We start from the raw sequence: 21,740 nt of genomic DNA, 5'->3' as shown, positions 1-21,740 counted from the left end.
GCGGACAGGGAGGCGCGAATGATTCGTGTACTGCTGGCCGAGGACATGGGCATCCTGCGGGAGGCGCTCGCCGGGCTGCTGGCGCTGGAGGACGACATCGAGGTCGTCGCCACCGTCGAGTCCGGCGACGCCATCGTCGCCACCGCCCTGAAGCACACGCCGGACGTGGCGGTCATCGACATCGAGCTGCCCGTCCTGGACGGGCTCAGCGCGGCGGCCGAGCTGCACCAGCGGCTGCCCGGTTGCCGGACGCTGATCCTGACGGGCCTCGCCAGGCCCGGGAACCTCCGCCGGGCCCTGGCCGCCCACGTCTCAGGGTTCATGGTCAAAGACTCCCGGCCCCAGGACCTGGTCGAGGCCATCCGCACCGTCACGCGCGGCGGCCGCGTCATCGACCCGCAACTGGCGTTCCAGGCGCTGGACGTGCAGGGCAGCCCGCTGACCGACCGCGAGGCCGAAGTCCTGCGCCTCACCGCGTCCGGCGCCGAGCCGCCCGAGATCGCCGCCAAGATCGGCCTCTCCTACGGCACGGTCCGCAACTACCTGGCCTCCGCCGTCACCAAACTCAACGCCCGCAACAGAGTGGACGCCATCCGCATCGCCACCGACGCCGACTGGATCTAAGCCACCAGCCAAGCACCCGTCAGCAGACACCACCTCAGCCAGCCACCGCACAGAGCGCTGCCGCATGAGAGCGCCATGACATCAGCCAGGCGCGGCGGCCAGCAGGTGCAGTGCAAAAGGGACGCAGCATAAGCGGCGCGGCGCCAAACGGACACGACAAATGCGGCGCGACATCAGACGGGCGCGGCATCAGACCGGGACGGCATCAGACCGGCGCGGCGTCAAACCGGCGCGGCATCAGACCGCCGCAGCGCAGACGGGGGCGGTGTTAGAGCGGCGCGGCGTCAGAGCGGCGCGGCGTTAGACGGGCGCGGCTTTAGACGGGCGCGGCTTTGACTTGGTGGTTTGGGGTTTCTTGATTTGGGGGGTGGGGGAGTTCGGCGGTCAGGGTGAAGGTGTCTGGCCCGCGCTGGACGGTCAGGCTTCCGCCGGCTTCCTCGATTCGTCCTCGCAGGTTGTCGAGTCCGGTGCCTGGACGGGCCGGGCACTGGTCTACGGCGCCGTTGTTGTGGACGCGCATGTGGAGCGTCGCGTCCTCGATCCACGTCTGGATCTCGCAGACGTCGGCGTGCGAATGGCGGACCACGTTCGTGACGGCCTCGCGCAACACGATCGCCAGCAGGACGTCGGTGTCGTCCGAGTGCACCGGGGCGGAAAGGTCCACCCGGGCCTCGATCCCCGATCCGGCGAGCAGGGACCGGGCCACCAGCGCTTCGGCGCCCAGTGTGATCCCGGCGAGGTCCCGGGTGATCGACCGGACGGCGGCGCGTGCCTCCTCGGCGATCGTCACCAGCTCGGCCAGGTGCGGGCCGGGGGTGCGGCTCCGCGGATCGGCCGCGAGCTCTCCCTTGACCACGATCGCCGACAGCTGGAACCCGAGCAGATCGTGCACATCGCGGGAGACCCGCAGCCGTTCCTTGATCACCGCCATCCGCGCGGTCGCGCGGCGGGCGGCGTCGAACTCGGCCACGGCGACCGGCAGGGCGCACAGCGCATGGACGATGACGATCCACTGGCAGTACGAGAGGACGCACTCGAAGAGCATCTTGGGGCCGGTCCCGTAGATCATCGGCAGCGGGACGAACAGCGCCAGCACGATGCAGGCCGCGAGCCGCCGGGGCCGGACGTGGAAGAGCACGACCCCCGCCACCAGGCCCGTGTAGGGCGCGGGGACGGCCTCCCCGACGGTCACCATGACGATGAGGAGCAGCACGGTCTGCAAGGTGAGGGTCACCGGCCAGGCGCGGGGCGGCGCACCGAGCTCCCGCGGGAACACGTGGTAAAGCTGGAGCGCGCTGACCAGCGGCAGGGCGACGACGGCCGCGGCGATCTGGAACGCGTCGTAGCGCGCCACTCCCACGTCGGCGAGCCACGTCATGTTGGTCGCGGTCGTGCCGACGAAGTCGATCTCGACGGCCAGCAGGACCGCCCAGGCGAGCCAGGGGGCGGCGGCCCTACCCCGCATCGGTGTGGCCTCGCGCCGGCCGACCGGAATCCGTGCGTCCACGGCGGTTCCAAGATCGATCCGGCCGCCCAGCCTCTCGACCTCGCGTCTCGGCTCCGCGAGCGCCTCATCGAATGCCGCCGAGGCGTCCGGGAACGACACTCGCAGCCGTGCCGAACCGTCCAGTTCGATCCGGCAGCGCTCCGGCGTGCCCTGCCGCAGCGCGGTGATCACCGTGCGACGAAGTACGGCCGCCAGGGCCGCGTCGATCTCCTCCGGCAGGCCGTCCGGCGGCCCGTCGGCGGAGACCTGGACCCCGGCCGCGGTCAGCACGGCCAGAGCGGCCTCGATCTCCTCGGCCAGCGACCGGCTCCGGTAACCGTCGGCCACCGAGCGCATCTCGGCCAGGGCTTCCCGCGCGGTCGCGACGAGGCCGGCCACCCGGCCCGGCTCCGCGCCGGCGCGGCGGCCGTCGTCGATGATCGACGTCAGCCGCTCGCCCAGCGCGGTCCGCAGCCCGTTCTCGATCCGGAGCCGCTCCTTGCTGACCTCCAGCCGCGCGACCTCGGCACGGGTCTCGTGGAGCCTGCGCACCTGGTCACCGAGGCGGACGATCGCGAAACAGGACAGCCCCACCGCCATGGTCGCCAGGAACGCCCAGACGGCGCGGGGCGCGATGGCGTCCGGCAGCAGCCACCGCCCGATCACGAACTCGCCGATCGCGACGGCCGCCGCCAAGCCCCACGACCACCGCCCGGTGAACGTGAGCAGGATCGAGGCCATGAGCAGTCCCGACACCGGATCCCAGGTCGTGCCGAGGAAGGCGTACGGCGCGTAGGCGAGCACCGCCTGCGCTCCCATGATCCCGACCGCGGCGCGGCGGGTGACGCGCCGGAGCACGATCGGCAGGTGCAGAGCACAGAGCAGCACGACGAGCATTACTCCGCAGGCGATGGCCGCCTCGCCCGGCCGGGCGACCCCCGGCACGCTCGTGGTGCTCGTCAGACGAACGATGCGGTACACCAGGTACAGGCCGAGCCAAATCAGGATCGGCACCGTGGCCAGTCGCGGCACCCGGCCGAGGTCAGCGGCCCGTCCCATGTGCACCCCCCGCCTCCTGGCCCTCGTCCCTCACCCGAATGACCGAGAGTCACTTTATGCACTGTGCATGGGCGTTATGTGCAAAATGCACCTCGGGTCGGGTGCCTGGCGGCTAGTCGGCCGGTTTCGGCCGCGGAGAGTCACCCGGCCCGTTCATGGCCGGGCGTCCGCCTGGCGTAGGACGATCACGGGCAGGACGCGGGACGTTCCGGCCTGGTAGTCGGCGAAGCCCGGCGCGACCTCGACCACCCTCGCGAACAACCGGTCGCGCGCCTCGCCCTGGGCGGGCTCGGCGATCATCGCGGTGGTCTCGATGCGGGTGCCGTCGCCGGTCTCCACGGTGACGCGGGGGTGGGCCACGAGGTTGTGGTACCAGGCCGGGTGCTCGGGCGCCCCGGCGGCGGACGCGACGATCAGCAGCGATTCGCCGTCGCGGACGAAGCCCACCGGGCTCGTACGGGACTTCCCCGTCCGGGCCCCGATGGTGGTCAGCAACGCCAGCACGGCGCCCTCGAACGGACCGCCGACACGTCCGCCGTTGGCGCGGAACTCCTCGATGATCTGCCGGTTGAAGTCGTTGGTCATGTCTAGTGGATCTCCTTGCTCAAAGGGTCGTCTTGCTCGGGGACGCCTTGCTCTGGGGTCGTCTTGCTCTGGGGTCGTCTTGCTCTGGGGTCGTCTTGATTTGGGACGTCTTACTCGGGGGTGCTGGGGCGTAGCCGGGCCGGGGACGGTCGTCCAGGGACGCGGGAATCAGCGCCGCGCGCGCGGCGTGAAGGGGTGGATCAGAGAAGCCACGCACGGAATCAGGTGTCGTCATGCGTGTCTGTGAAGGTGTGCCGCCTGCCTGCCGCTGCCCTCCTGGTCAGCGTCACATCTCTCGCGGCACGGTGATCATTAGAGCCCGGCCGGGAGCCCGCGGTCAAGATGCGCGTGGCCACACAGCGGGTGGCCGATACGGCTGAAGGCCCCTCCGAAGGTCCTTCGGGGAGCTCGTGAAGGTCCCGGTGAACAGGGCCCCTTGGCAACGCGTTGCGGGTCATGGCCAAGCGCTTGGCGGCCAGACATGCGGGCGCGGCCCGGTGGAACCGGCCCACCGGTGCGGAGTCGACCCGGGACGCGCTCCAGGAGCGCTGGCGGACGAACGGCGTGGCTATGGGCGGTGTCGGCGGGGGTGGGACGGTTGCGGACGAGGTGAAGGAGGGGGAGTGGTTTTTCGGCTCCGCAGCGGGCATCCCGGATTCGGCGGAGGCCAGGCTTTCGCGTCCGGGATGCTCGGAGTGACCTCTCTCGTACGGGGCACTCCGGCGAGTGGGGCGGCTGGTGCACACTCCCCCCTGCGCACCAGCCGTCCACCTCTACGATCGCGGGCCGGTGATCATTCCTCGGGGGACGCGGTGTAGGCCGCGGTGCACCGGTCCCCGGCGGCCTTCGCCTCGGCCTCGTCGGTTCCGGCCTCGATGCTCGCGTCCCGCCAGGCCTCGCTGCTGAGGGTCACGAAGGTCTTGCCCTCCTCGGACACCGTCCAGGCCGCGCCCTCCGCCGCCGCGTCCGGCTTGCCCGAGAAGTGGAGGGCGAGCCCCACAAGACCCATGTCCCAGCCGATGCCGACCGCGCCCGGGCCGAACTCGGCCCAGCGCGTGTCGTCGACGTGGGCGATGTGCTCGAGCTCGAAGCGCGTCCGGCCGTCGGACTCGGGCGTCAGCCGCACCTCGATCCAGCTGATCTCGCCGCCGTACTCCCAGGTCGCGGCGAAGCTCTTGGGCGGATCGCAGCGCTCGATCGTGCCGCCGGCGTTGCCTTCGAACTGGTAGCGGCCGCCGAGCCGCAAATCACCGGATACCGGCAGGAACCAGCGCGGGATGCGCTCGGCGTTCGTGCAGGCGTCCCAGACGTCGTCGAGTTCGGCGTCGTAGGCCTGGCTGATCGTGATCGTGCGGGCCTCGCCCGCCTCCAGCACGCGGCTGCCGACCCGGCGGCGGACGGCGTTGATCTGGTGGTTGACGTCGATCATTCGTCGCTCCTCTGCTCTCTGCGCCGGCGTTCTCGCTTGCCCCGGGCCAGCTCGGTGCCGAGCGCGTCCAGGTGCGGTGTCCAGAAACGGCGGAAGCGGTCCAGCCACTCGTCCACGTCCCGCAGCGGCGCGGGATCCACCGCGTACAGCCGCCGGGTGCCCTCCGGGCGGACCGTCGCGAAGCCGCTGTCACGCAGCACCTTGAGGTGCTGCGACACGGCGGGCTGGGAGATCCCGAACTCCTCCCGGATGACGGCGCAGACCGCCCCGGAGGTCATCTCCCCGTTCGCGAGCAGTTCGAGGATCCGGCGGCGCACCGGATCACCGAGGACATCGAAGGCGTGCACAGGCTGACAATATTCGCTTCTACTTATATAAGTCAACGCCAATATCAGATGAGGTATCGTGATATCACGATGTCTAAAGAACGAGCTACCAAGAACATGGTGTTGCGGCTCGACCCCGAGCTCGCCGAACGGCTGCGGCTGGTCGCCGAGGTCGAGGGCCGCACGGTGTCGGACGTGGCGCGCGAGGCGGTGGCCGCGCTGGTCGACCAGCGGCGTGCCGACGAACGTTTCCAGGCCCTGCTCGAAGAGAACCTCGCCCGCCACGAGAAGTCCCTTCGCATGCTGCGGGACTCCGAATGACCCCCGCCGATCTCGTCGCCATCGCGGCCCGGCTGCTGAGCCTCGATACCGCGCGGGCCCTCGCGCTCGTCGACCTGGATGCCGCCGAGGCCGCCCTGAGCGAGGCGGACGTGCCGGGCCACCCGGTTGAGGGCCAGGCGGCCGGGCTGCTGGTGGCCCTCGTCCGGCACCGCCCGTTCGCCCGGGCCAACCGGCAGGTGGCACTGCTCGCCACCCTCCAGTTCGTCGGCGAACGCGGCCTCGATCTCGACCTGCGGCCGGCCCGCGCCGCCCGCGACCTCATCGACGCGATCGACGCCGGGACGACCGGCCAGGCCGCCGTCGCCGCGTGGATCGCCGCGCGGCTCCGTCCGGCCGAGACGCGCCCCTCCCCCGAAACGCGCCGCTCCACCGACATGCGCCGTTCCACCGGGACGCGTCGATCGGCCGAGGTACTCCCTTCCCCCGAAAGGCCGGACATGTCGAAGAAGCCCGCCCAGCTGACCGAACGCGCCCACCAGGCCGTGGCGGCCGCCCGTTCCGCCGCCACCTCCATGGGCCACAACTACGTCGGCACCGAACACCTGCTCCTCGGCCTGCTGGACGCCGGAGGCATCGGCGGCCAGGCGCTCGACCGGCTGAGCCTCACTCCGTACGAGATCCGTGCCGCGATCGAACGGATCGTGGGCTACGGCACCGACGCCTGCACCGACGACCCGCGCTTCTCGCCGCGTTCCAAGAAGGTGCTCGACCTCGCCCAGCGCGAAGCCAGGCGCCTGCGCTGCGGCCATGTCGGCACCGAGCACATCCTGCTCGCGATCCTCCGCGAAGGAGAGGGGCTCGCGGCGCAGATCCTGCACGGACGTGAAGGCGCCGACCGCGCCGCGATCGTCGGCACGGTGATGGACCTCATCCGCGCCGGGGACGCGCCTTCACGAGGCCGCCGCCGCGAATACATCCTGGCCGAGCTGGAGGAGGTCTTCGAGGAGAACGAACGTCTGCACGGCGAGGTCGACCGGCTCCGTGCCCTCCTGCGCCGGCACGGCATCGAACCGGACAACGGCACGTCCCGCAGCGCCTGACCTAGATCTGCCTGGCGGTGGTGCGGAAGCGGCTGCGGTAGGCGCTGGGCGGGACGCCGAGCTCACGGAGGAACGTGCGGCGCATCGTCTCGGTGGTGCCGAAGCCGCTCAGCCGGGCCACCACCTCGACGCCCTCGTCGCCGTTCTCCAGGAGGAGGCGGGCCGCCTCGACCCGGGCCCGTTCCACGTACCGGCCGGGACTGCATCCCACCTGCCTGGTGAACATGCGGCTGAAATGGCGCGGGCTCATCGACAGGCGGCCGGCCATCGCCGCGACGGAGAGATCCGCGCCGGGGGCGGCGGAGATGTGCTCCAGGAGCCGCCGGAGCGCGGTGTCCCGCACCGGCGGCGTGCGGTTGTGGACGCTGAACTGCGACTGGCCGCCGGGCCGCTGGAGGAAGACCACGAGCCACTTGGCGATCTCGCGGGCCATGCCGGCGCCCTCGTCCTCCTCCACCAGGGCGAGCGCGAGGTCCACGCCCGCGGTGACGCCGGCGGCCGTCACGATCGGGTCGTCCCGCACGAAGATCGCGTCGGGGACCACCGTGACCGAGGGGTGGCTCGCGGCCAGCTCCGACGTGAACGCCCAGTGGGTGGTGGCGCGGCGGCCGTCCAGCAGTCCCGCGGCGGCCAGCAGGAACGCGCCGGTGCAGACGGAGGTGACGCGGCGGGCCCCGGCGGCGAGGCGCGCGATGCCCTCGACCAGCCCGGGATCGGCGGTGCCATAGGTCCAGCCGCCCGCGATGAGGAGAGTGTCAGGCGGTGGGACGTCCAGAGCGCAGTCGACGCCGAGCCGCGCGCCGGAGTGCGCGATCACGTCCTTCCCGTCCGGGGAGGCCAGCCGCACCTGGTAGCCCGCGCCGTGGAGCACTTCCAGCGGGCCCGCGGCGTCGAGAAGCTGGATGCCGTCGTAGACGACGATGAGAACGTCGCGCATGAACCCATCATGTCCCGATACGTGGGGTTCGCGTCATTGATGCCGCTGGGGCGGCGGGCACATGCTGGGGCCCATGGACGCCGCATTTGTTCTCTACGACCGGATGACCGCCCTCGACCTCGTGGGACCGTACGAGATGCTGGCCCAGCATCCGGAGATCAACGCGCACTTCGTGGGCGCCCGGCGAGGTCCGGTCCGAGCTGACGCCGGGCTGGAGCTCAACGCGACCACCACGTTCGACGAACTGCCCCAGCCGGATCTCATCGTGGTGCCGGGCAGCGGATTCTGGAGCGCGGTGCTCGAGGAGAACGACGCCCTCGTGGCCTGGCTGGCGGCGGCGCATCCGAACGCCACCTGGACCACCTCGGTCTGCACGGGAGCGACCCTGCTGGCCAAGGCGGGCATCCTCGCCGGGCGGCCCGCGACCACGCACTGGCTCGCGCGGGACCTGCTCGGCGAACTGGGCGCCGTCGTCAGCACGGATCGGGTGGTCGTCGACGGTGACGTGATGACGGCGGCGGGGGTGTCGGCCGGGCTCGACATGGGCCTCACCCTGGTCGCGCGCCTGTTCGACGAGGCGCAGGCGATGGTCGTCCAGCTCTTCACCGAGTACGACCCGCAACCGCCGTTCAACGCCGGGTCTGCGGAGAAGGCGCCCGCAGAGGTCGTCGAGTTCGCCAGGGCGTTCGCCGCCGGGCGCTAGGCGAGCTCAGCGTGCGGTTAGGTCGTCTAGGTGGCGGGCTATTAGTGCCGCCAGGCGTTCTGGGCTGTTGCGGTCCGGGCGTGTGGCGGCGTGGACGGCGAGGCCGTCGACTAGGGCGTGCAGACGTTCGGCCTGCGTCTCGACCTCCGGGTCGGCCGCCCCGGCACCGAGCAGGTCCTGGACGATCTGGCGGCATCCCGCGGCGAGGACGTCGTATCCGTGGTCGCGGAGCGGGCGGAGCTCGGGGTCGACCTGGGCGCGCGCGGTGAACGCCAGCCACACCTCGTTCTCGGCCTGGCGCTCGGCGTCCATGGGGAGCAGCTCGGCGAGCACCAGCTCCGCACGCCGCCGCGGGTCGGGTTGCGGGCCCAGCGCCGAGATCCGCCGCTCGATGCGTTCGATGACCATGTTGAGCGCGAACGCGAGCAGCTTGCCCTGGCTGTCGAAGTAGTGCCGGAGCGACCCCATCGAGAGGCCGGCCTCGCGCGCCACGTTCCGCACGGACGCCTGCTCCAGCCCATCGCGGCGGATGACCCGCCACACTGCCTCGGCCAGCTCGCGCCGCCGTTCCACGGGATCCACGACTCTCGGCATGGACTTTTCATAGCACAGCCGTGCTAACCCATGCTGGCTGCTTCCGGGCGCCTCGTTCTCATAGAGCGGGGTCTGTGGAGAGCAACGTTCGCATCCCTTCACGAAGGGTCTCGGCATCCGCGTCGCCTAGTACCAGTCGTTGCATGATGAACCCGGGAATGATGCTGGTCAGCACGGCCGCGATCGCGTGCGGATCGGCCTCCGGCGCGAGCTCGCCCTCGTCCTGGAGACGCTCGGCGACGCGCAGCCACCACGCCCTGCTGTCGCGGAAGAGGTCGGCGATGGCCTCGCGGATGGGAAGGTTGTACGCGGCCAGCGCCCACCCCTGGGGCGCGATCCACGCCGCGCCGCCCGGCCCCATCCGTTCGACCACGCCGACGGCGAACCGGGCCACGATCTCGTCGAGCGGTGGCAGCTCGTCGGCGTCGAGGATCTCTTCGAGGATGGCCACCACCAGCGGCTGGCTGCGGGCGGCGATGGCCCGGATGAGGTCGTCCTTGCTGCGGAAATACCGGTAGACCGCACCGGCCGACAGGCCCGACTCCCGGAAGATCTCCTGGAGCGAGGTCTCGTGGAAACCCTTGCGCGCGAAGCAGCTCTGCGCCGCGTCCAGGATCTGGAGGCGGCGACGTTCAAGGTGCTCTTCACTGACTCGAGGCATGGCTCAATATAAAAACGAACGTCCGTTCTTGACAACCGGACGCGGCCCGTGTGAAGCTTCGGGACATAAAGAGAACGGACATCCGATTTAAACGGAGCAGCCACCATGAAGTCGCCGATCGCGGCCCGCGCCCTGATCCTCGGAGCCGCCGCCACCCTGCTGCAACTGGTCATGGTCATCGCGTTCGCCTGGCCGGCGACGCACATCGCGCCCCGGGACGTGCCGCTCGTCGTGGCCGGCCCGCAGTCCGCCGCCGTCGCGCAGCAGCTCGAGCGGCACCAGCCCGGCGCGTTCGACATCGAGGAGCGGGCCGACGAGGCCGCCGCCCGGCAGGCGCTCACCGACCGTGAGGCCTACGGCGCGATCGTCACCACCCCGGCCGGGCCGCGCGTCATCGTGGCCTCGGCGGCGAGCCCGCTGATCTCGCAGCAGCTCACCCAGGTCGCCCAGCAGCTGGCGGGCGTCAAGGCCGTGCCGGTGCAGGACGTGGTGACCGCCGATGCCGACGATCCGCGAGGCGCCGGATTCGGCGCGATGGCACTGCCGTTGATCATGTCGGGGATCGCCGGAGCGGTGTTGCTGACCTTCCTGATCCCGTCCCTGGCGTGGCGGCTGGTCGGCGCGGTCACCTTCGCCGTCCTCGGCGGCCTCGCCACCGCGGCCCTCGCGCAGGGCTGGCTGTCGATCCTGCCCGGCGACTACCTCGCGGTCTCCGGTGTCATGGCGCTCGCCATCCTGGCCGTCACCGGCACGGTCGCCGGGCTCGCCGCCGCCATCGGCCGGGCGGGCATCGGCCTCGGCGCGCTGACCTTCCTGCTGGTGGGCAACCCGCTGTCGGCCGCCACCTCGGCGCCGGAGCTGCTCCCCCAGCCGTGGGGCATGATCGGCCAGCTGCTGCCCCCGGGCGCGGCCGTCTCGCTGCTCCGCTCGGTGGCCTTCTTCGACGGGGCGAACGCGGGCGGCCCGCTCACCGTCCTGCTCGTCTGGGCGGCCGCCGCGCTGGCGCTCTTCGGCATCGGCGCCCGCCGGGCCCGCGGCCCGCAGGAGGCCCAGGCCGCCGACCACCGCGAACCCGCCCTCGCCTCCTGACCCTGGCTACTACACGGAGAGGCCGACGCCCACACTGGGCGCCGGCCTCTCCGGCGTTGGTGGATTAGGCGTTCACTACGCGGAGGGCGCCTGGTTGGCGGCCGGTGAGGTGGTCGAGGGCGGTGGACGTGGCGTCGTCGGCGGGCAGGTGGACGACGAGGCGCTGCGCGTCGGTCTCGGTCAGCTCCAGGAATTCGCGGGTCAGCCGCAGCTCCCCGACCTCGGGATGGTCCAGGCGTTCGACCGCGAGGGGCTTCGGCGGCTCGACGGGCAACGCCAGCCGGTCGCTGAACGGCGGGCCGCCAAGGATCATCAGCTCTTCGACGAAGCCCGTGACGTGCGGGTCGGTGCAGTCGGACCGGTACCGGAGGTCGATGACGAGCTCGTCCGCGATCCGTTCCCAGTCGCGGTAGGCGGCGCGCGCCCGGCTGTCGGTGAACGTGAACAGCAGGAGGTTGGGCCGTTCGGCGTCGAGCAGGCCGATGGGCCGCGCGAGCCGTTCGTAGCCGGTCGTGTAGGCGAGCACGTCGCCCAGCCGGTTCAGCAGTACGGCGGGCGCGGGCTCCAGCCGTTCGAGCAGCATCCGCACGCTGGGGCGCACGGACCGGCTGGGCGGGGTGAGCGCCCCCGGGCAGAGCGCCCCGAGCCCGCCGCTGCTCGCCTTGGCCAGGTGGCGGAGGTGCACCCGATCGTCCGTGCCGAGGCGCAACGCGTCGGCGAGCGCCGCCAGTACCTGGGCGGACGGGTGGCGGTCGCGGCCCTGCTCCAGGCGCGTGAGGTACTCGACGCTGATGCCGGCGAGCGTGCTCAGCTCCGACCGGCGCAGGCCGGGCGTGCGGCGCCGCGTCCCCTCGGGCAGCCCCACGTCGGAGGGCTTGACGGCCTCCCGGCGGAGGCGGAGGAACGTGCCCAGCTCATTGTCGCTCACAAGGCGCAATGTACCTGCTCGCCCGGTTCCGGATCGTGGCCCTCTCAGGGCCAGGCTGTCTCATGTCGCGGTGGACTTCGTCAGTGCCTCGTCGAGGATCCCGGCGGCCGTGTCGATCTCGTCTTCGGTGACCGTGAGCGGCGGGGCGATGCGCAGGCAGGCGCTCATGCCCGTGCCCGCGGGGCTGCGGACGATGTTCATGCAGAGCCCGGCCTGCTCGCAGGCCCGTGTCACGGCGGTGCCGAGTTCGGTGGCCGGCTCCTTGGTGTCCCGGTCGGTCACGAGCTCGACGCCCCACAGCAGGCCGTGGCCGCGGACCTCGCCGATCGCCTCGTGCCGCTCCGCCATCTCGCGCAGGTGACCGCTGAAACGTTCGCCGCGTTCGCGTGCGCGGGTGGGCAAGTCCTCTTCCTGGACGACCTGGAGCACGGCGAGCGCGGCCGCGGCGGGCAGCGGATCGGACTGGTGGGAGGTGTAGTAGAGCAGGTTCCGGTCCTGGGCCGTCCGGGTGATCCCGGTGGACGTGACGACCGCGCTGATCGGCAGGCCGCCGCCGAGGGTCTTGGAGAGGGTCACGAAGTCGGGCGTGATCCCGTACAGCTCCATCCCGTACATCGCGCCGAGCCGCCCGAAGCCCGTCTGCGCCTCGTCCAGGATGAACAGCAGCCCGCGTTCGTGCGCCAGCTCCATGAGCCGGGTGAAATAGCCGGGCGGCGGTACGAGGATGCCGCCGGCCGAGAGAACGGGTTCGGCGATGACGGCGGCCGGCGCGCCCACCGACTGCTCGTCGTACTGCTCGAATCCGACGTCCAGGCACGTGGTGTCGCAGGTGCCGGCGCAGTGCTTGATGGGGCAGCGGTAGGAGTAGGGCGCGGGCAGCGTGAAGATGCCCGGCTGGGTGGGCCCGTGCCCGCGGCGCCCGGCGGAGAACGTCAGCGCCTGGCTCATCGCGGTCATGCCGTGCCAGCTGCGTCCGAGCGCCAGGACCTCGAAGCCGCCGGTCGCGAGCTTGGCCATGCGCACGGCGGCCTCGTTGGCCTCGCCGCCCGTGCTCAGGAACATGGCCCGGTCGAGGCCGTCCGGCAGCGTGGCCAGCAGGCCCTCGGCCAGGTCGAGGACCGGCGGCGACAACATCGTCGAGTTGAGGTGGACGACGTCGTTCAGGGACCGCTCGATCGCCGCCACGATGCGCGGATGGTTGTGCCCGATCGTGGCGCAGATCTGCCCGGAGGTGAAGTCGAGGATCCGGCGCCCGTCCGTGGTCTCCAGCCATGACCCGGCGGCGCTCTCGATCAGGTCCGGCCACCATTCGCCGCCGGTGTAGCGGATCAGCAGTTCGGCTCGTGGATCCATCTGCCTGCTCCCTCCGTGGGGGACGTCCTGAGCCGATCGTCGCCCGCACCGACCCATCGGGTCTATCGGATGTTTTCGACCGATATTCGTGGAAGAGTTCGACGCATGATGGACTTGCAGCGGCTTCGCCTGCTCAACGAGCTCCGGAGCCGCGGCACGATCGCCGCCGTCGCGGCCGCCCTGTCGTACAGCCCCTCGACGGTGTCCCACCAGCTGTCGGAGCTCCAGCGCGAGGTGGGCGTCACGCTCTTCGAACGGGACGGACGGCGGCTCCGCCTCACCGAGGCCGCGCACGTCCTCGCCCGCCATGCCGACGTGCTGCTGGCGCGGGTCGAGCTGGCGGAGGCCGAGGTGGCGGCCACCGCGGGCGCGGTCAGCGGCGTGGTGCGGATCGTGGCGTTCCAGACGGCCGCCTTCCTGCTCGCGCCGGTGCTCGCCGACCTGGCCGCCCGCCATCCGGGGCTGCGGATCGAGACCGTGATGTCCGAGCCCGACGAGGCGCTGGAGGTCCTCGAACGGCGCGGCTGCGACCTCGCCGTCTGCGACGAGTACGAGGCGGTGCCGCGACCTCGGCCCGCCGGGTTCGCGTTCGAGGAGCTGCACGTCGAGGAGGTCAGGCTGGTCGTGCCGCGCGACCATCCGGTGGCCGGGAGCGCGCCGGTGCGGATCCGCGACCTGGAGTCGGAGGTGTGGGCGGCCGGGGCTCCCACCGAGAGCCACGGGCGGGTGGTCATCGAGGTCTGCCGGAAGCACGGCGGGTTCACGCCCGACCGCCGCCATCAGACGTGCGACGTGCTGGCCCTGCTCGCGCTGGTCTCCGCCGGGCAGGCCGTCACGCTGCTGCCCGAGCTGGCCCGGCCGGAACGCGATCCCGGGGTGGCCGTGCTGCCCATCGCCGGGGCGCCGGTGGTGCGCCGGATCTTCACGGCCGTACGGGAGGAGAGCCTGGCGCGTCCGGCGCTGGTGGCCGTCCGGGCCGCACTGCGAGCAGCCCGCGGCAGAGAGAACGCCTGATGGGTTACGCCGGTGGGCCCTCGGTGAGGCGTCCCTTGTCGAGGACGTAGACGGCGTCGGCGCGCCCGGCCAGGGCATGGTCGTGGGTGACCAGCACGAGGGCGTGGTCCTCCTCGCGGGCGCGCGTGAACAGCAGGTCCATCACCTGGCCGGCGGTCACCGGGTCCAGGGCGCCGGTGGGCTCGTCGGCGAGGATGAGCCGCGGGTCGCGGATCAGCGCGCGGGCGATCGCGACGCGCTGCTGCTCACCGCCCGACAGGCTCGACTGGGTGGCGTGCAGACGTTCGCCCAGGCCGACCCGGCGCAACGCCTCGTCGGCCAGGTCGTACCTCCGGCGCAACTCCCCGCCGCCCGCGTACAGCAGCGGCGCCGCGACCTGCTGGCGGGCGCTGCGCCGCTGCAACAGGTTGAGCTGCTGGAACACGAAGCCGATCGTCTCGCCGCGCAACTGCGCCCGATCGCGTTCCCGCATCGTCGTGGTCTCCTGGCCGTACATGCGCACGGTCCCGGTGTCGGGCCGTTCGAGCAGGCCGAGGACGTTCAGCAGGGTCGACTTGCCGGCGCCCGACAGGCCGACGATCGCGACCGTCGCGCCCGGGCGGACGGTCAGCGAGACATCGTCCAGGACGGTGAGCAGCTCCTTGCGGCGGCGCACCTTGAACCGCTTGGTGACGCCGGTGACCTCCAGGACCGGCTCCGCCTCCACGGCGCGGGGCGGCGGGCCCGCGACCCGGACGTCGGCGGCCATCGGCGGAGGATGCCGTATGTCCAGCGGGCCCTGTTCGGGGGTCATTCGCCGCTCGGCATGATCTCGACGCCCCCGTCCGGCGGGCCCTCGTCCGGCGGGCCGCCGTCGGGTCCCTCGTCCGGCGCCCTCGGCACGTCGAACGCGGCGTCGGAGGGCGCGCGGTCCAGGATCTTCTCCCCCGCGCGCAGGCCGTCCACGACCTGCACCCGCTTGCCGTCGTTGATGCCGAGCTCGACCTTGCGCACCTCGCGCTTGCCGCCGGGCCCGACCACGGTGACGCGGCCCTTGTCGTTCTCGCCGAGCACCGCGGACAGCGGGATCACCACGGCGTCGCGGACCGAGTCGGTGGTGATGGCCATCTTGCCGCGGATCCCGGCGAAGACCCGCTGGCTTCTCGGGACGCGGCAGGTGACCTCGACGGACTCGCCTCCGCCGCCTCCTTCGCCGGGATCGCCGCCGCCGTCCGGCCCCGAGCCGTCCCCGCCCTTGGCGGGCTTGCCCGAGGCGCCCACGCCGTACGCGAGGAGGCGGCAGTTGAACGGCGCCGGGCCATGATCGATCGCCAGCCGGATCGACTCGGGCCGGTTGTAGAGCCGGTAGACCTCTTTGGCGTCGATGGCCGCGACCGCCTGGAAACGTCCCCGGTCGAGCTGGGCGATCGTGTCGGACGGCGCGACCTCCTGGCCTGCCGTCGCGGTCAGCTCGGTCACCTTCCCGGCGACCGGCGCGACGACGGCGAGATAGCGGGCCTTCGGCTTCTTCTTCGAGCCCGGGCCGGCGCCCGGATCGGCGTCGGGCAGCTTGATGGTCAGCAGGCTCTGACCCTTGGCGACGCGCTGCCCGTTCTTGCGGTGCACGGCGGCGACCGTCCCGGCCTTGGCGGGCCGCACCGGGACCGCCGGATCCGCCTTGATCGCCGCGGCGACGGTGAGCCGGCTGACGATCGTCCCCTCCTCGACGCTGATCTCCTTGGGCGACAGATCGGCGGCCGGCAGCGAGTCGGGCGGGGTCTCGGGGGTGGCGCCGCCGTTCCCGGCGAGCCAGCCCGTCCCGCCGACGGCGGCCAGCACGACCGCGATGATGCCGCCCTTGGCGAGGCGGTTCGCCCATCGGGGCATAAGTCGTCGTCTCCCTAACTGCGGATCGCCTGGATGACCGAACGCCGCATCGCGCGCAGCGCCGGGATGAGTCCGGTGAAGAGCCCGACGCAGACCGCGACGCCCATGCCGAGCAGCGCCGCCCGCCACGGGAAGCCCAGGGTCAGATCGGCGTTGGCGAACGGCCCACGCTGGGACAGGAAGTCGAAGAGCGGCCCGCTGGCCGCGTACACCGAGCCGATGCCGAGCAGGCCGCCCGCGCACGACACGATCAGCGCCTCGAGCAGGACGGTCAGGAACAGGTCGGAGCCGGTGGCGCCGAAACACCGCTGGACGCCGAGCTCGCTGCGGCGCTGCCGCACCGCCATCAGCCCGAGCACCAGGACCGGCAGCGACCCGAGGATCAGCAGGAACACCGCGGACGCGACCAGCACCTTGCCCACCGTGCCGCTGATGAAGCCCGTGTCGCCCTCGTCCCGCTGGATCATGATCTCGCCCAGGCCCCACGTCCCGGACGCGTCGGTCTTGAGCCGTTCCCGGACGTCGTCCGCCTGCCGCTTGGGCACCCGGACGACGTAGGACGTGCTCTCCTCGCCGAGGTCCCAGCGCACCATCGCCCGGTACGGCATGTAGATCTCGGTCGGCGACCAGGGTGTCCCGCCCGACAGGACGCCCACGACCCGTGCCCGGACCCACGTCCGCGGCGCCGCGATCTCGATGACGGCGCCCAGCGGATCGGGGCCGAGCTGGTCGGCGAACTTCTTGCTCACCACCAGCTGCGGTTCGAGCCGCTGGGCGTCGGCCGGGGCCAGCCACCGCCCGGCGTCGAGCCGGAACCGGCGGATCCGGTCGAGCCGGGGATCGGTGCCGATCGTGTTCAGCATGCCGCCCTGGTCGTCGCTCGCCTTGACGGGACGCGTGCCGCCCGGCAGGACCTGGCGGTAGGAGACCCGCTGGGTCGACCGGATCGGGCTGCCGACGATCCGGTAGCGGCGCAGGTCGGCCTCGATGCGGGTGATGACCTCGTCGGACATCTTGGACGGGCCGTCGTTGGACGGCGCCTCCATGGAGAGCGTCACCGGGCGGCCCACCTCCTGCTCGAAGGCCTGGACGAGCGACTGCTGGGCGAGGCCGCCGAGCGCGATCGCGAGGGTGACCACGGCGACGAGCGCGGAGACGCACAGCAGGGAGAGGGTGACGCGCACCTTGCTGGTGCGGATCTCCGCCAGGGCGGACAGCACCATCCCCCAGATGGGCATCGCTGGGCCCCCGTCATGGCGTCGGCGAAATGTACTCCCGGAATGCAGTGATCAAGGACCATACAACAGACCATTCGGCGTATGCCATACCGAGTATGCCCCTGCCCGAAGTGGACCGTTCTCACGATTTGACCTCAACTCAACTTGAGGTTCGAGACTGCCTTCAGGACCGGAACAGAGGAGCGTGATCGGTGTGCTGGTGATCGAGGCCGAGAAGTTCGGCGGACCTGAAGTGCTGGTGGCGCGCGAGGTACCGGACCTGGTGGCGGGCCCCGGCGAGGTCGTGGTGAAGGTGGCGGCCGTGGACACGTTGTTCGTGGACGCGCAGATCCGCTCGGGCTGGGGCCAGGAGTTCTTCAATATCGAGCCGCCCTATTCTCCCGGCGGGGGTGTGTCCGGAGAGGTGATCTCGGTGGGCGAGGACGTCGATCCCGCATGGGCCGGCCGCCGCGTCCTCACCTACACGGGCGGGCTTGAGGGGCACAGCGGCTATGCCGAGCAGGCGGTGGCCGCCGCCGACGGGCTCGTCCCCGTGCCCAGCGGGCTCGGGCTCCAGGAGGCCGCCTCGCTGCTGCATGACGGTGTCAGCGCCTACGGGCTGTTCGAACGGGCCAAGGTCACGCCGGAGGACAGCGTCCTCGTCGTGGGCGCGACCGGCGGCGCGGCCATCCTGCTGATCCAGCTGGCGCACGCCGCGGGCGCGAAGGTCATCGGCGCCGCGCGCGGGGAGCACAAGCTCGATGTCGCGCGCGGCCTCGGCGCCGACGTCGTCGTGGACTACTCCGAGCCCGGCTGGGCCGAGCGCGTCCGGGAGGCGACCGGCGGCAAGGGCGTCCGCGTCGTCTTCGACGGGGTCGGCGGCGAGATCGGCGAAGCCGCCTTCCAGGTCGTCGCCGACGGCGGCTGGATGTCGGCGCACGGCGCCCCCACCGGCGGGTTCAGCGCGATCGACCCGGCGCGGGCCGCACAGCGGGGAGTGACCCTCCACGGCATCGCCGAGATGCAGCTGGACCTCGCCGACCGCACCCGGCTCACCGAGCAGGCCCTGAACGACGCCGCGGCGGGCCGGATCCGCCCGCTCATCGGCCAGACCTTCCCGCTAGAACGCGCCGCCGAAGCCCACACGGCGATCGAAGCCCGCACCGTAGTAGGCAAAACCCTCCTCCTCCCCTAACCCCACGTGCGAGCGGCCTCGGTGCGCGGCTTAGGGGAGGGTTTTGCGTTGGTCGTTCGGGGTGCGGTCGCGGCCCTCGGTGAAGGCGGCCTTGAAGGCTTCTTCGCCGAGGGCTTGCCGTGCGGACGCGGTGATGCGGTCGACGTCACCGCGTTCGGCGGCGGGGAGGGGAGCCCCCACGGACTCTCGGGTGGCGGCGGCCGTGCCCAGGAGGCTCGCGGCGCTCTTCGGGCGACCGGCCAGTGCCTGGGCGCCGGCCAGTCCTTCGAGGGCGAGGGCTACGGCTCTTGGGTCACCTGTGGCGGTGGCGCCGTCGTAGCCGTCGAGATGTAGCGCCAGGGCTTTCCGAGCGTCGCCGCGCTGTTCGGCTACGAAGCCCAGTTCGGCGGTGATGAACGCCGTGCCTGCACGGCCGTTCACCCGTTCGAGCCATGCGAGCGGGCTGCGCAGGTGCGCTTCGGCGTCGTCCAGCCTGCCCTGGCGGCGGGCCACCATCCCCAGGCCGATCTCGGCGAACTCGCGCGAGGACCTGCTCGAATGCTCGACGGCGAGCCGCAGGGCACGTTCGTGCAGCCCCCGTGCCCGGTCGAGGTCGCCGGTCAGGAGCGCGATCCGGCCGAGCCCGGCGACCTTGAACGAGACCTCGTGCCACAGGCCGAGCTCCTCGGCCATGCGGACGCCCTCCCGGCGGAGCCGGCCGGCCCGCTCGTAGTCACCGGTGATCTCGGCGGCCCGTTCGAGCGGGTCCATGGCGGTGAGCCGGCCCCAGGCGTCGCCCAGCTCCTCGAAGAGGGCCAGGCTCTCCGCGCCGTCCCGCTCGACCCGCGCGAGGTCTCCGGGTATCGCCGCCAGGGTCGTCCGCGTGCTCAGAGCGGCCGCAATGCCCCAGCGGTCGCCGAGCGAACGGAAGGTCGCGAGCGCGCGATCCACCCGCGCCGTGGTCTCCGCCATGTCGCCGTACGCCCAGTGCACGAAGCTCAGGAACCACTCCGCCATCGCGCGGCCACGCGGATCGTCCACGCCGTCGTACGAGCGGAGCGCCGTCTCGATCAGCCGGGTCGGATCAGCGCCGTCCCCGGAGATCATCGCCATGGCCGCGCGCCAGGTCACCGCCGCGGCGCGTACTGCGGCCGGGGCTCCGTCCTCATGCGCGGAGCCCTCGACGGCGAGCGCGCGGTCGAGCGACCGCCGGGCCTCGCCGAAGCGGCCGCGCAGGTACCAGTGCCATGCCTGCGCGTTGACGAGGCGGAGCGCGAGGCGCGCGTCGCCGTCCCGCGCCGCGTGGTCGAGGGCGGCTCGCAGGTTGGCGCTCTCGGCGTCGAGCCGCTCCAGCCATCGCCGCTGCTCCGGCCCGCGCAGCCCCGCCGCCGCCCGTTCGGCCAGGTCCGCGTAAAAGCGGCCGTGTTTCTGACGGACGAGCCGTTCCTCGCCCGCGTCTCCCAGTCGTTCGAGGGCGTACGCGGCCACCGACTCCAGCAGGCGGTAGCGAGGCCCGTGCGGAAGGGCGGTGACGACGAGCGACCGGTCCACGAGGCGGGCCAGCACGTCGAGTATCTCCCCGGCCCGGACGTCCCCGTCCGCGCAGATGGCTTCGGCGCTGTCGAGCGTCGCGCCCTCGGAGTGCACGGCCAGGCGGCGCAGCACGACGCGTTCGGGCGCGGAGAGCAGCTCCCAGCTCCAGTCGATCATCGCGCGCAACGTCTGCTGGCGGGCGGGCGCGCCCCGGTGCCCGGCGGCGAGCACCCGGAAGCGGTCGTCGAGGCGGGCGGCGAGCTCGTGGACGCCGAGCAGGCGGACCCGGGTGGCGGCCAGCTCCAACGCCAGCGGGATGCCGTCGAGTCTGCGGCAGATCGCCGCGACCGCGGGGGCGCTCTCCGCGTCGAAGACGAAGCCCGGCGCGGCCGCCTCGGCTCGTGCGACGAACAGCCGTACGGCGCTGAATTCCTGCAATTCCTTTGGCGATTCGGCGGCTTTGTCTGGCAGGTCGAGCGGCGGTACGGCGATGACGCGTTCGGCGGCCAGGCCCAGCGGTTCCTGGCTCGTCGCGAGGACCTGCACTTCGGGAGCGGCCTTCAGCAGGTGCTCCACCAGCTCCGCTACCGGTTCGATCACGTGCTCGCAGTTGTCCAGGACCAGCAGCGCTCGCCGTGCCGCCAGGGCGTCGGCCAGGCGGTCGGACGGCTCGGGCCGTTCCCCGGTGGCCGCCCGTCCCGCCGCGTTCTCCTCGCGGACGGCCAGGGTCGCTGCGACCAGCTCGGCGACCTCGCGGCCGCCGGGCGCGAGCGCGGTCAGCTCGACCAGCCAGACGCCGTCCGGGAACGCGCCGTCGGCCTCCTTTGCGGTCTCGATCGCGAGCCGTGTCTTGCCGACCCCGCCCGGTCCGGTCAGCGTCACCAGCCGCGGCCCGCCGTACCGGCCCGTCCTCAGCAGCGCGCCGACCTCGCTGACGGCCTCGGCGCGGCCGATCAGGTCGCTGAGCGCGGCGGGCAGGCGGGGCGCGCGGGTCGCCGTCACGGCGGCGGCAGGGGTGAGCGCGGGATCCTGCCGCAGGATCGCCTGGTGGAGCGCGGCCAGCTCGGGGCCGGGGTCGAGCCCCAGCTCATCGCGCAGCCGGTCGCGCAGTTCCCCGTACGTCGCGAGCGCCTCGCTCGGGCGCCCGGCCCGGTAGAGGGCGCGCATGTACGCGGCGCGGAGCCGTTCGCGGAGCGGATGGCGCTCGACGAGATCGGCCAGCTCTCCGGTCAGCAGGGTGTGCTCACCGAGCTCCAGGCGCGCCTCGGCGTGTGCTTCGAGTGCCGCAAGCCGCTGCTCGTCGAGACGTACGATCGCGGGTCTGGCGAACTCGTCGTCGGCGAAGTCCGCGAACGCGGGGCCGCGCCAGAGTGCGAGCGCATCCGCCAGAAGGGCCGCCCGCGACCGTGGGTCTCCGTCCTCGCGTGCCCGCCCGGCCAGGGCCTCGAAACGGCGGGCGTCCACGGCGTCCGGCGCGGTCTCCAGGACGTATCCGGGCGCACGTGAGATCACCAGGTCGCGTCCGCCCGGCTCGGCGTCCGCCAGGGTGCGGCGGAGCTGGGAGACCCGTGCCTGCAACGTCCCGAGGGGATTGCGCGGCGGCCGGTCACCCCACAGATCGTCGATCAGCCGGTCGGTCGAGACCACCCGTCCCGGCTGCGCCAGCAGGCCCGCGAGGAGGGCGCGGACCTTGGCCTCGGGAACCCTGACCTGCGTCCCCTCATCCGTCCAGACGGCCAGTGGACCGAGCACCCCGAAGCGCATTCCCCCAGGTTAATGG

The 21,740-nt window shown here is 72.2% G+C and carries 20 protein-coding genes; 7 read left to right on the top strand and 13 right to left on the bottom strand.

Annotated features, from left to right (window positions below; genetic code table 11):
* The first annotated feature begins 18 nt into the window (after positions 1-18).
* Positions 19-624, top strand: a complete 606-nt coding sequence (locus ACGFNU_RS05380) for a DNA-binding response regulator (RefSeq protein ID WP_392590390.1) — start codon at positions 19-21, stop codon at positions 622-624.
* Positions 625-940: 316 nt separating this feature from the next.
* On the opposite strand, the gene ACGFNU_RS05375 is transcribed toward ACGFNU_RS05380, so the two are convergent.
* From ACGFNU_RS05375 to ACGFNU_RS05360, 4 genes are all read right to left on the bottom strand, one after another.
* Complete coding sequence (locus tag ACGFNU_RS05375; RefSeq protein ID WP_392590388.1) at positions 941-3,169, bottom strand: histidine kinase; 2,229 nt, start codon at positions 3,167-3,169, stop codon at positions 941-943.
* Positions 3,170-3,322: 153 nt separating this feature from the next.
* On the bottom strand, positions 3,323-3,754 hold the full coding sequence (locus ACGFNU_RS05370) for a nitroreductase family deazaflavin-dependent oxidoreductase (RefSeq protein WP_392590386.1): 432 nt from the start codon (positions 3,752-3,754) through the stop codon (positions 3,323-3,325).
* Between the two features lie 793 nt (positions 3,755-4,547).
* Positions 4,548-5,183, bottom strand: a complete 636-nt coding sequence (locus tag ACGFNU_RS05365) for an SRPBCC family protein (RefSeq protein ID WP_392590384.1) — start codon at positions 5,181-5,183, stop codon at positions 4,548-4,550.
* A complete protein-coding gene (locus ACGFNU_RS05360) occupies positions 5,180-5,530 on the bottom strand; it encodes an ArsR/SmtB family transcription factor (protein WP_392590382.1) in 351 nt (116 codons plus the stop codon). Before ACGFNU_RS05360 ends, ACGFNU_RS05365 begins: the two co-directional genes overlap by 4 nt.
* A gap of 69 nt (positions 5,531-5,599) precedes the next feature.
* Between ACGFNU_RS05360 and ACGFNU_RS05355 the strand changes: the two genes are divergently transcribed.
* Together ACGFNU_RS05355 and ACGFNU_RS05350 are read left to right on the top strand one after the other, a co-directional pair.
* The gene (locus ACGFNU_RS05355) at positions 5,600-5,830 is read left to right on the top strand and encodes a ribbon-helix-helix protein, CopG family (protein WP_392590380.1); all 231 of its coding nucleotides are present in this window, start codon (positions 5,600-5,602) and stop codon (positions 5,828-5,830) included.
* On the top strand, positions 5,827-6,891 hold the full coding sequence (locus ACGFNU_RS05350) for a Clp protease N-terminal domain-containing protein (protein ID WP_392590379.1): 1,065 nt from the start codon (positions 5,827-5,829) through the stop codon (positions 6,889-6,891). The genes ACGFNU_RS05355 and ACGFNU_RS05350 overlap by 4 nt, the downstream gene beginning before the upstream one ends.
* Position 6,892: 1 nt before the next feature.
* Here ACGFNU_RS05350 and ACGFNU_RS05345 read toward each other — a convergent pair whose 3' ends face one another.
* Positions 6,893-7,828, bottom strand: coding sequence for a GlxA family transcriptional regulator (locus ACGFNU_RS05345; protein ID WP_392590378.1), 936 nt, complete (start codon positions 7,826-7,828; stop codon positions 6,893-6,895).
* Between the two features lie 73 nt (positions 7,829-7,901).
* Here ACGFNU_RS05345 and ACGFNU_RS05340 point away from each other — a divergent pair, with 73 nt between their 5' ends.
* Positions 7,902-8,531 (top strand): DJ-1/PfpI family protein, encoded by a 630-nt coding sequence (locus tag ACGFNU_RS05340; protein ID WP_392590376.1) that lies wholly within the window; start codon positions 7,902-7,904, stop codon positions 8,529-8,531.
* Between the two features lie 6 nt (positions 8,532-8,537).
* Here the strand turns inward: ACGFNU_RS05340 and ACGFNU_RS05335 are convergent, their stop codons facing one another.
* Together ACGFNU_RS05335 and ACGFNU_RS05330 are read right to left on the bottom strand one after the other, a co-directional pair.
* The gene (locus ACGFNU_RS05335) at positions 8,538-9,125 is read right to left on the bottom strand and encodes a TetR/AcrR family transcriptional regulator (RefSeq protein ID WP_392590374.1); all 588 of its coding nucleotides are present in this window, start codon (positions 9,123-9,125) and stop codon (positions 8,538-8,540) included.
* A gap of 58 nt (positions 9,126-9,183) precedes the next feature.
* Positions 9,184-9,786: a TetR/AcrR family transcriptional regulator gene (locus tag ACGFNU_RS05330; RefSeq protein WP_392590372.1), complete on the bottom strand. Its 603-nt coding sequence runs from the start codon at positions 9,784-9,786 to the stop codon at positions 9,184-9,186.
* Positions 9,787-9,891: 105 nt separating this feature from the next.
* Between ACGFNU_RS05330 and ACGFNU_RS05325 the strand changes: the two genes are divergently transcribed.
* Positions 9,892-10,875 carry a hypothetical protein gene (locus ACGFNU_RS05325; RefSeq protein ID WP_392590370.1) on the top strand — a complete coding sequence of 328 codons (984 nt, stop codon included), beginning with the start codon at positions 9,892-9,894 and terminating at the stop codon, positions 10,873-10,875.
* Between the two features lie 64 nt (positions 10,876-10,939).
* Here ACGFNU_RS05325 and ACGFNU_RS05320 read toward each other — a convergent pair whose 3' ends face one another.
* On the bottom strand, positions 10,940-11,803 hold the full coding sequence (locus ACGFNU_RS05320) for a helix-turn-helix domain-containing protein (RefSeq protein WP_392590368.1): 864 nt from the start codon (positions 11,801-11,803) through the stop codon (positions 10,940-10,942).
* A 60-nt stretch (positions 11,804-11,863) separates the two neighbouring features.
* Complete coding sequence (locus ACGFNU_RS05315) at positions 11,864-13,156, bottom strand: aspartate aminotransferase family protein (RefSeq protein ID WP_392590366.1); 1,293 nt, start codon at positions 13,154-13,156, stop codon at positions 11,864-11,866.
* Between the two features lie 105 nt (positions 13,157-13,261).
* Between ACGFNU_RS05315 and ACGFNU_RS05310 the strand changes: the two genes are divergently transcribed.
* Complete coding sequence (locus tag ACGFNU_RS05310; RefSeq protein ID WP_392590364.1) at positions 13,262-14,170, top strand: LysR family transcriptional regulator; 909 nt, start codon at positions 13,262-13,264, stop codon at positions 14,168-14,170.
* A 4-nt stretch (positions 14,171-14,174) separates the two neighbouring features.
* Here ACGFNU_RS05310 and ACGFNU_RS05305 read toward each other — a convergent pair whose 3' ends face one another.
* From ACGFNU_RS05305 to ACGFNU_RS05295, 3 genes are read right to left on the bottom strand one after another with little or no spacing between them, the layout of a single operon-like run.
* Positions 14,175-14,918, bottom strand: coding sequence for an ABC transporter ATP-binding protein (locus ACGFNU_RS05305; protein WP_392590362.1), 744 nt, complete (start codon positions 14,916-14,918; stop codon positions 14,175-14,177).
* Positions 14,919-14,959: 41 nt separating this feature from the next.
* The gene (locus ACGFNU_RS05300) at positions 14,960-16,036 is read right to left on the bottom strand and encodes an efflux RND transporter periplasmic adaptor subunit (RefSeq protein ID WP_392590360.1); all 1,077 of its coding nucleotides are present in this window, start codon (positions 16,034-16,036) and stop codon (positions 14,960-14,962) included.
* A gap of 14 nt (positions 16,037-16,050) precedes the next feature.
* Complete coding sequence (locus ACGFNU_RS05295; RefSeq protein ID WP_392590358.1) at positions 16,051-17,274, bottom strand: ABC transporter permease; 1,224 nt, start codon at positions 17,272-17,274, stop codon at positions 16,051-16,053.
* Between the two features lie 184 nt (positions 17,275-17,458).
* Between ACGFNU_RS05295 and ACGFNU_RS05290 the strand changes: the two genes are divergently transcribed.
* A complete protein-coding gene (locus tag ACGFNU_RS05290) occupies positions 17,459-18,448 on the top strand; it encodes a zinc-binding dehydrogenase (RefSeq protein ID WP_392590356.1) in 990 nt (329 codons plus the stop codon).
* A gap of 30 nt (positions 18,449-18,478) precedes the next feature.
* Here the strand turns inward: ACGFNU_RS05290 and ACGFNU_RS05285 are convergent, their stop codons facing one another.
* A complete protein-coding gene (locus ACGFNU_RS05285) occupies positions 18,479-21,724 on the bottom strand; it encodes a BTAD domain-containing putative transcriptional regulator (protein WP_392590354.1) in 3,246 nt (1,081 codons plus the stop codon).
* Between the last annotated feature and the right edge of the window lie 16 nt (positions 21,725-21,740).

The sequence above is a fragment of the Spirillospora sp. NPDC048911 genome (assembly GCF_043198015.1).
In the GTDB taxonomy this organism is placed as follows: Bacteria; Actinomycetota; Actinomycetes; order Streptosporangiales; family Streptosporangiaceae; genus Spirillospora.
This window is presented reverse-complemented; position numbering and strand designations above follow the sequence as displayed.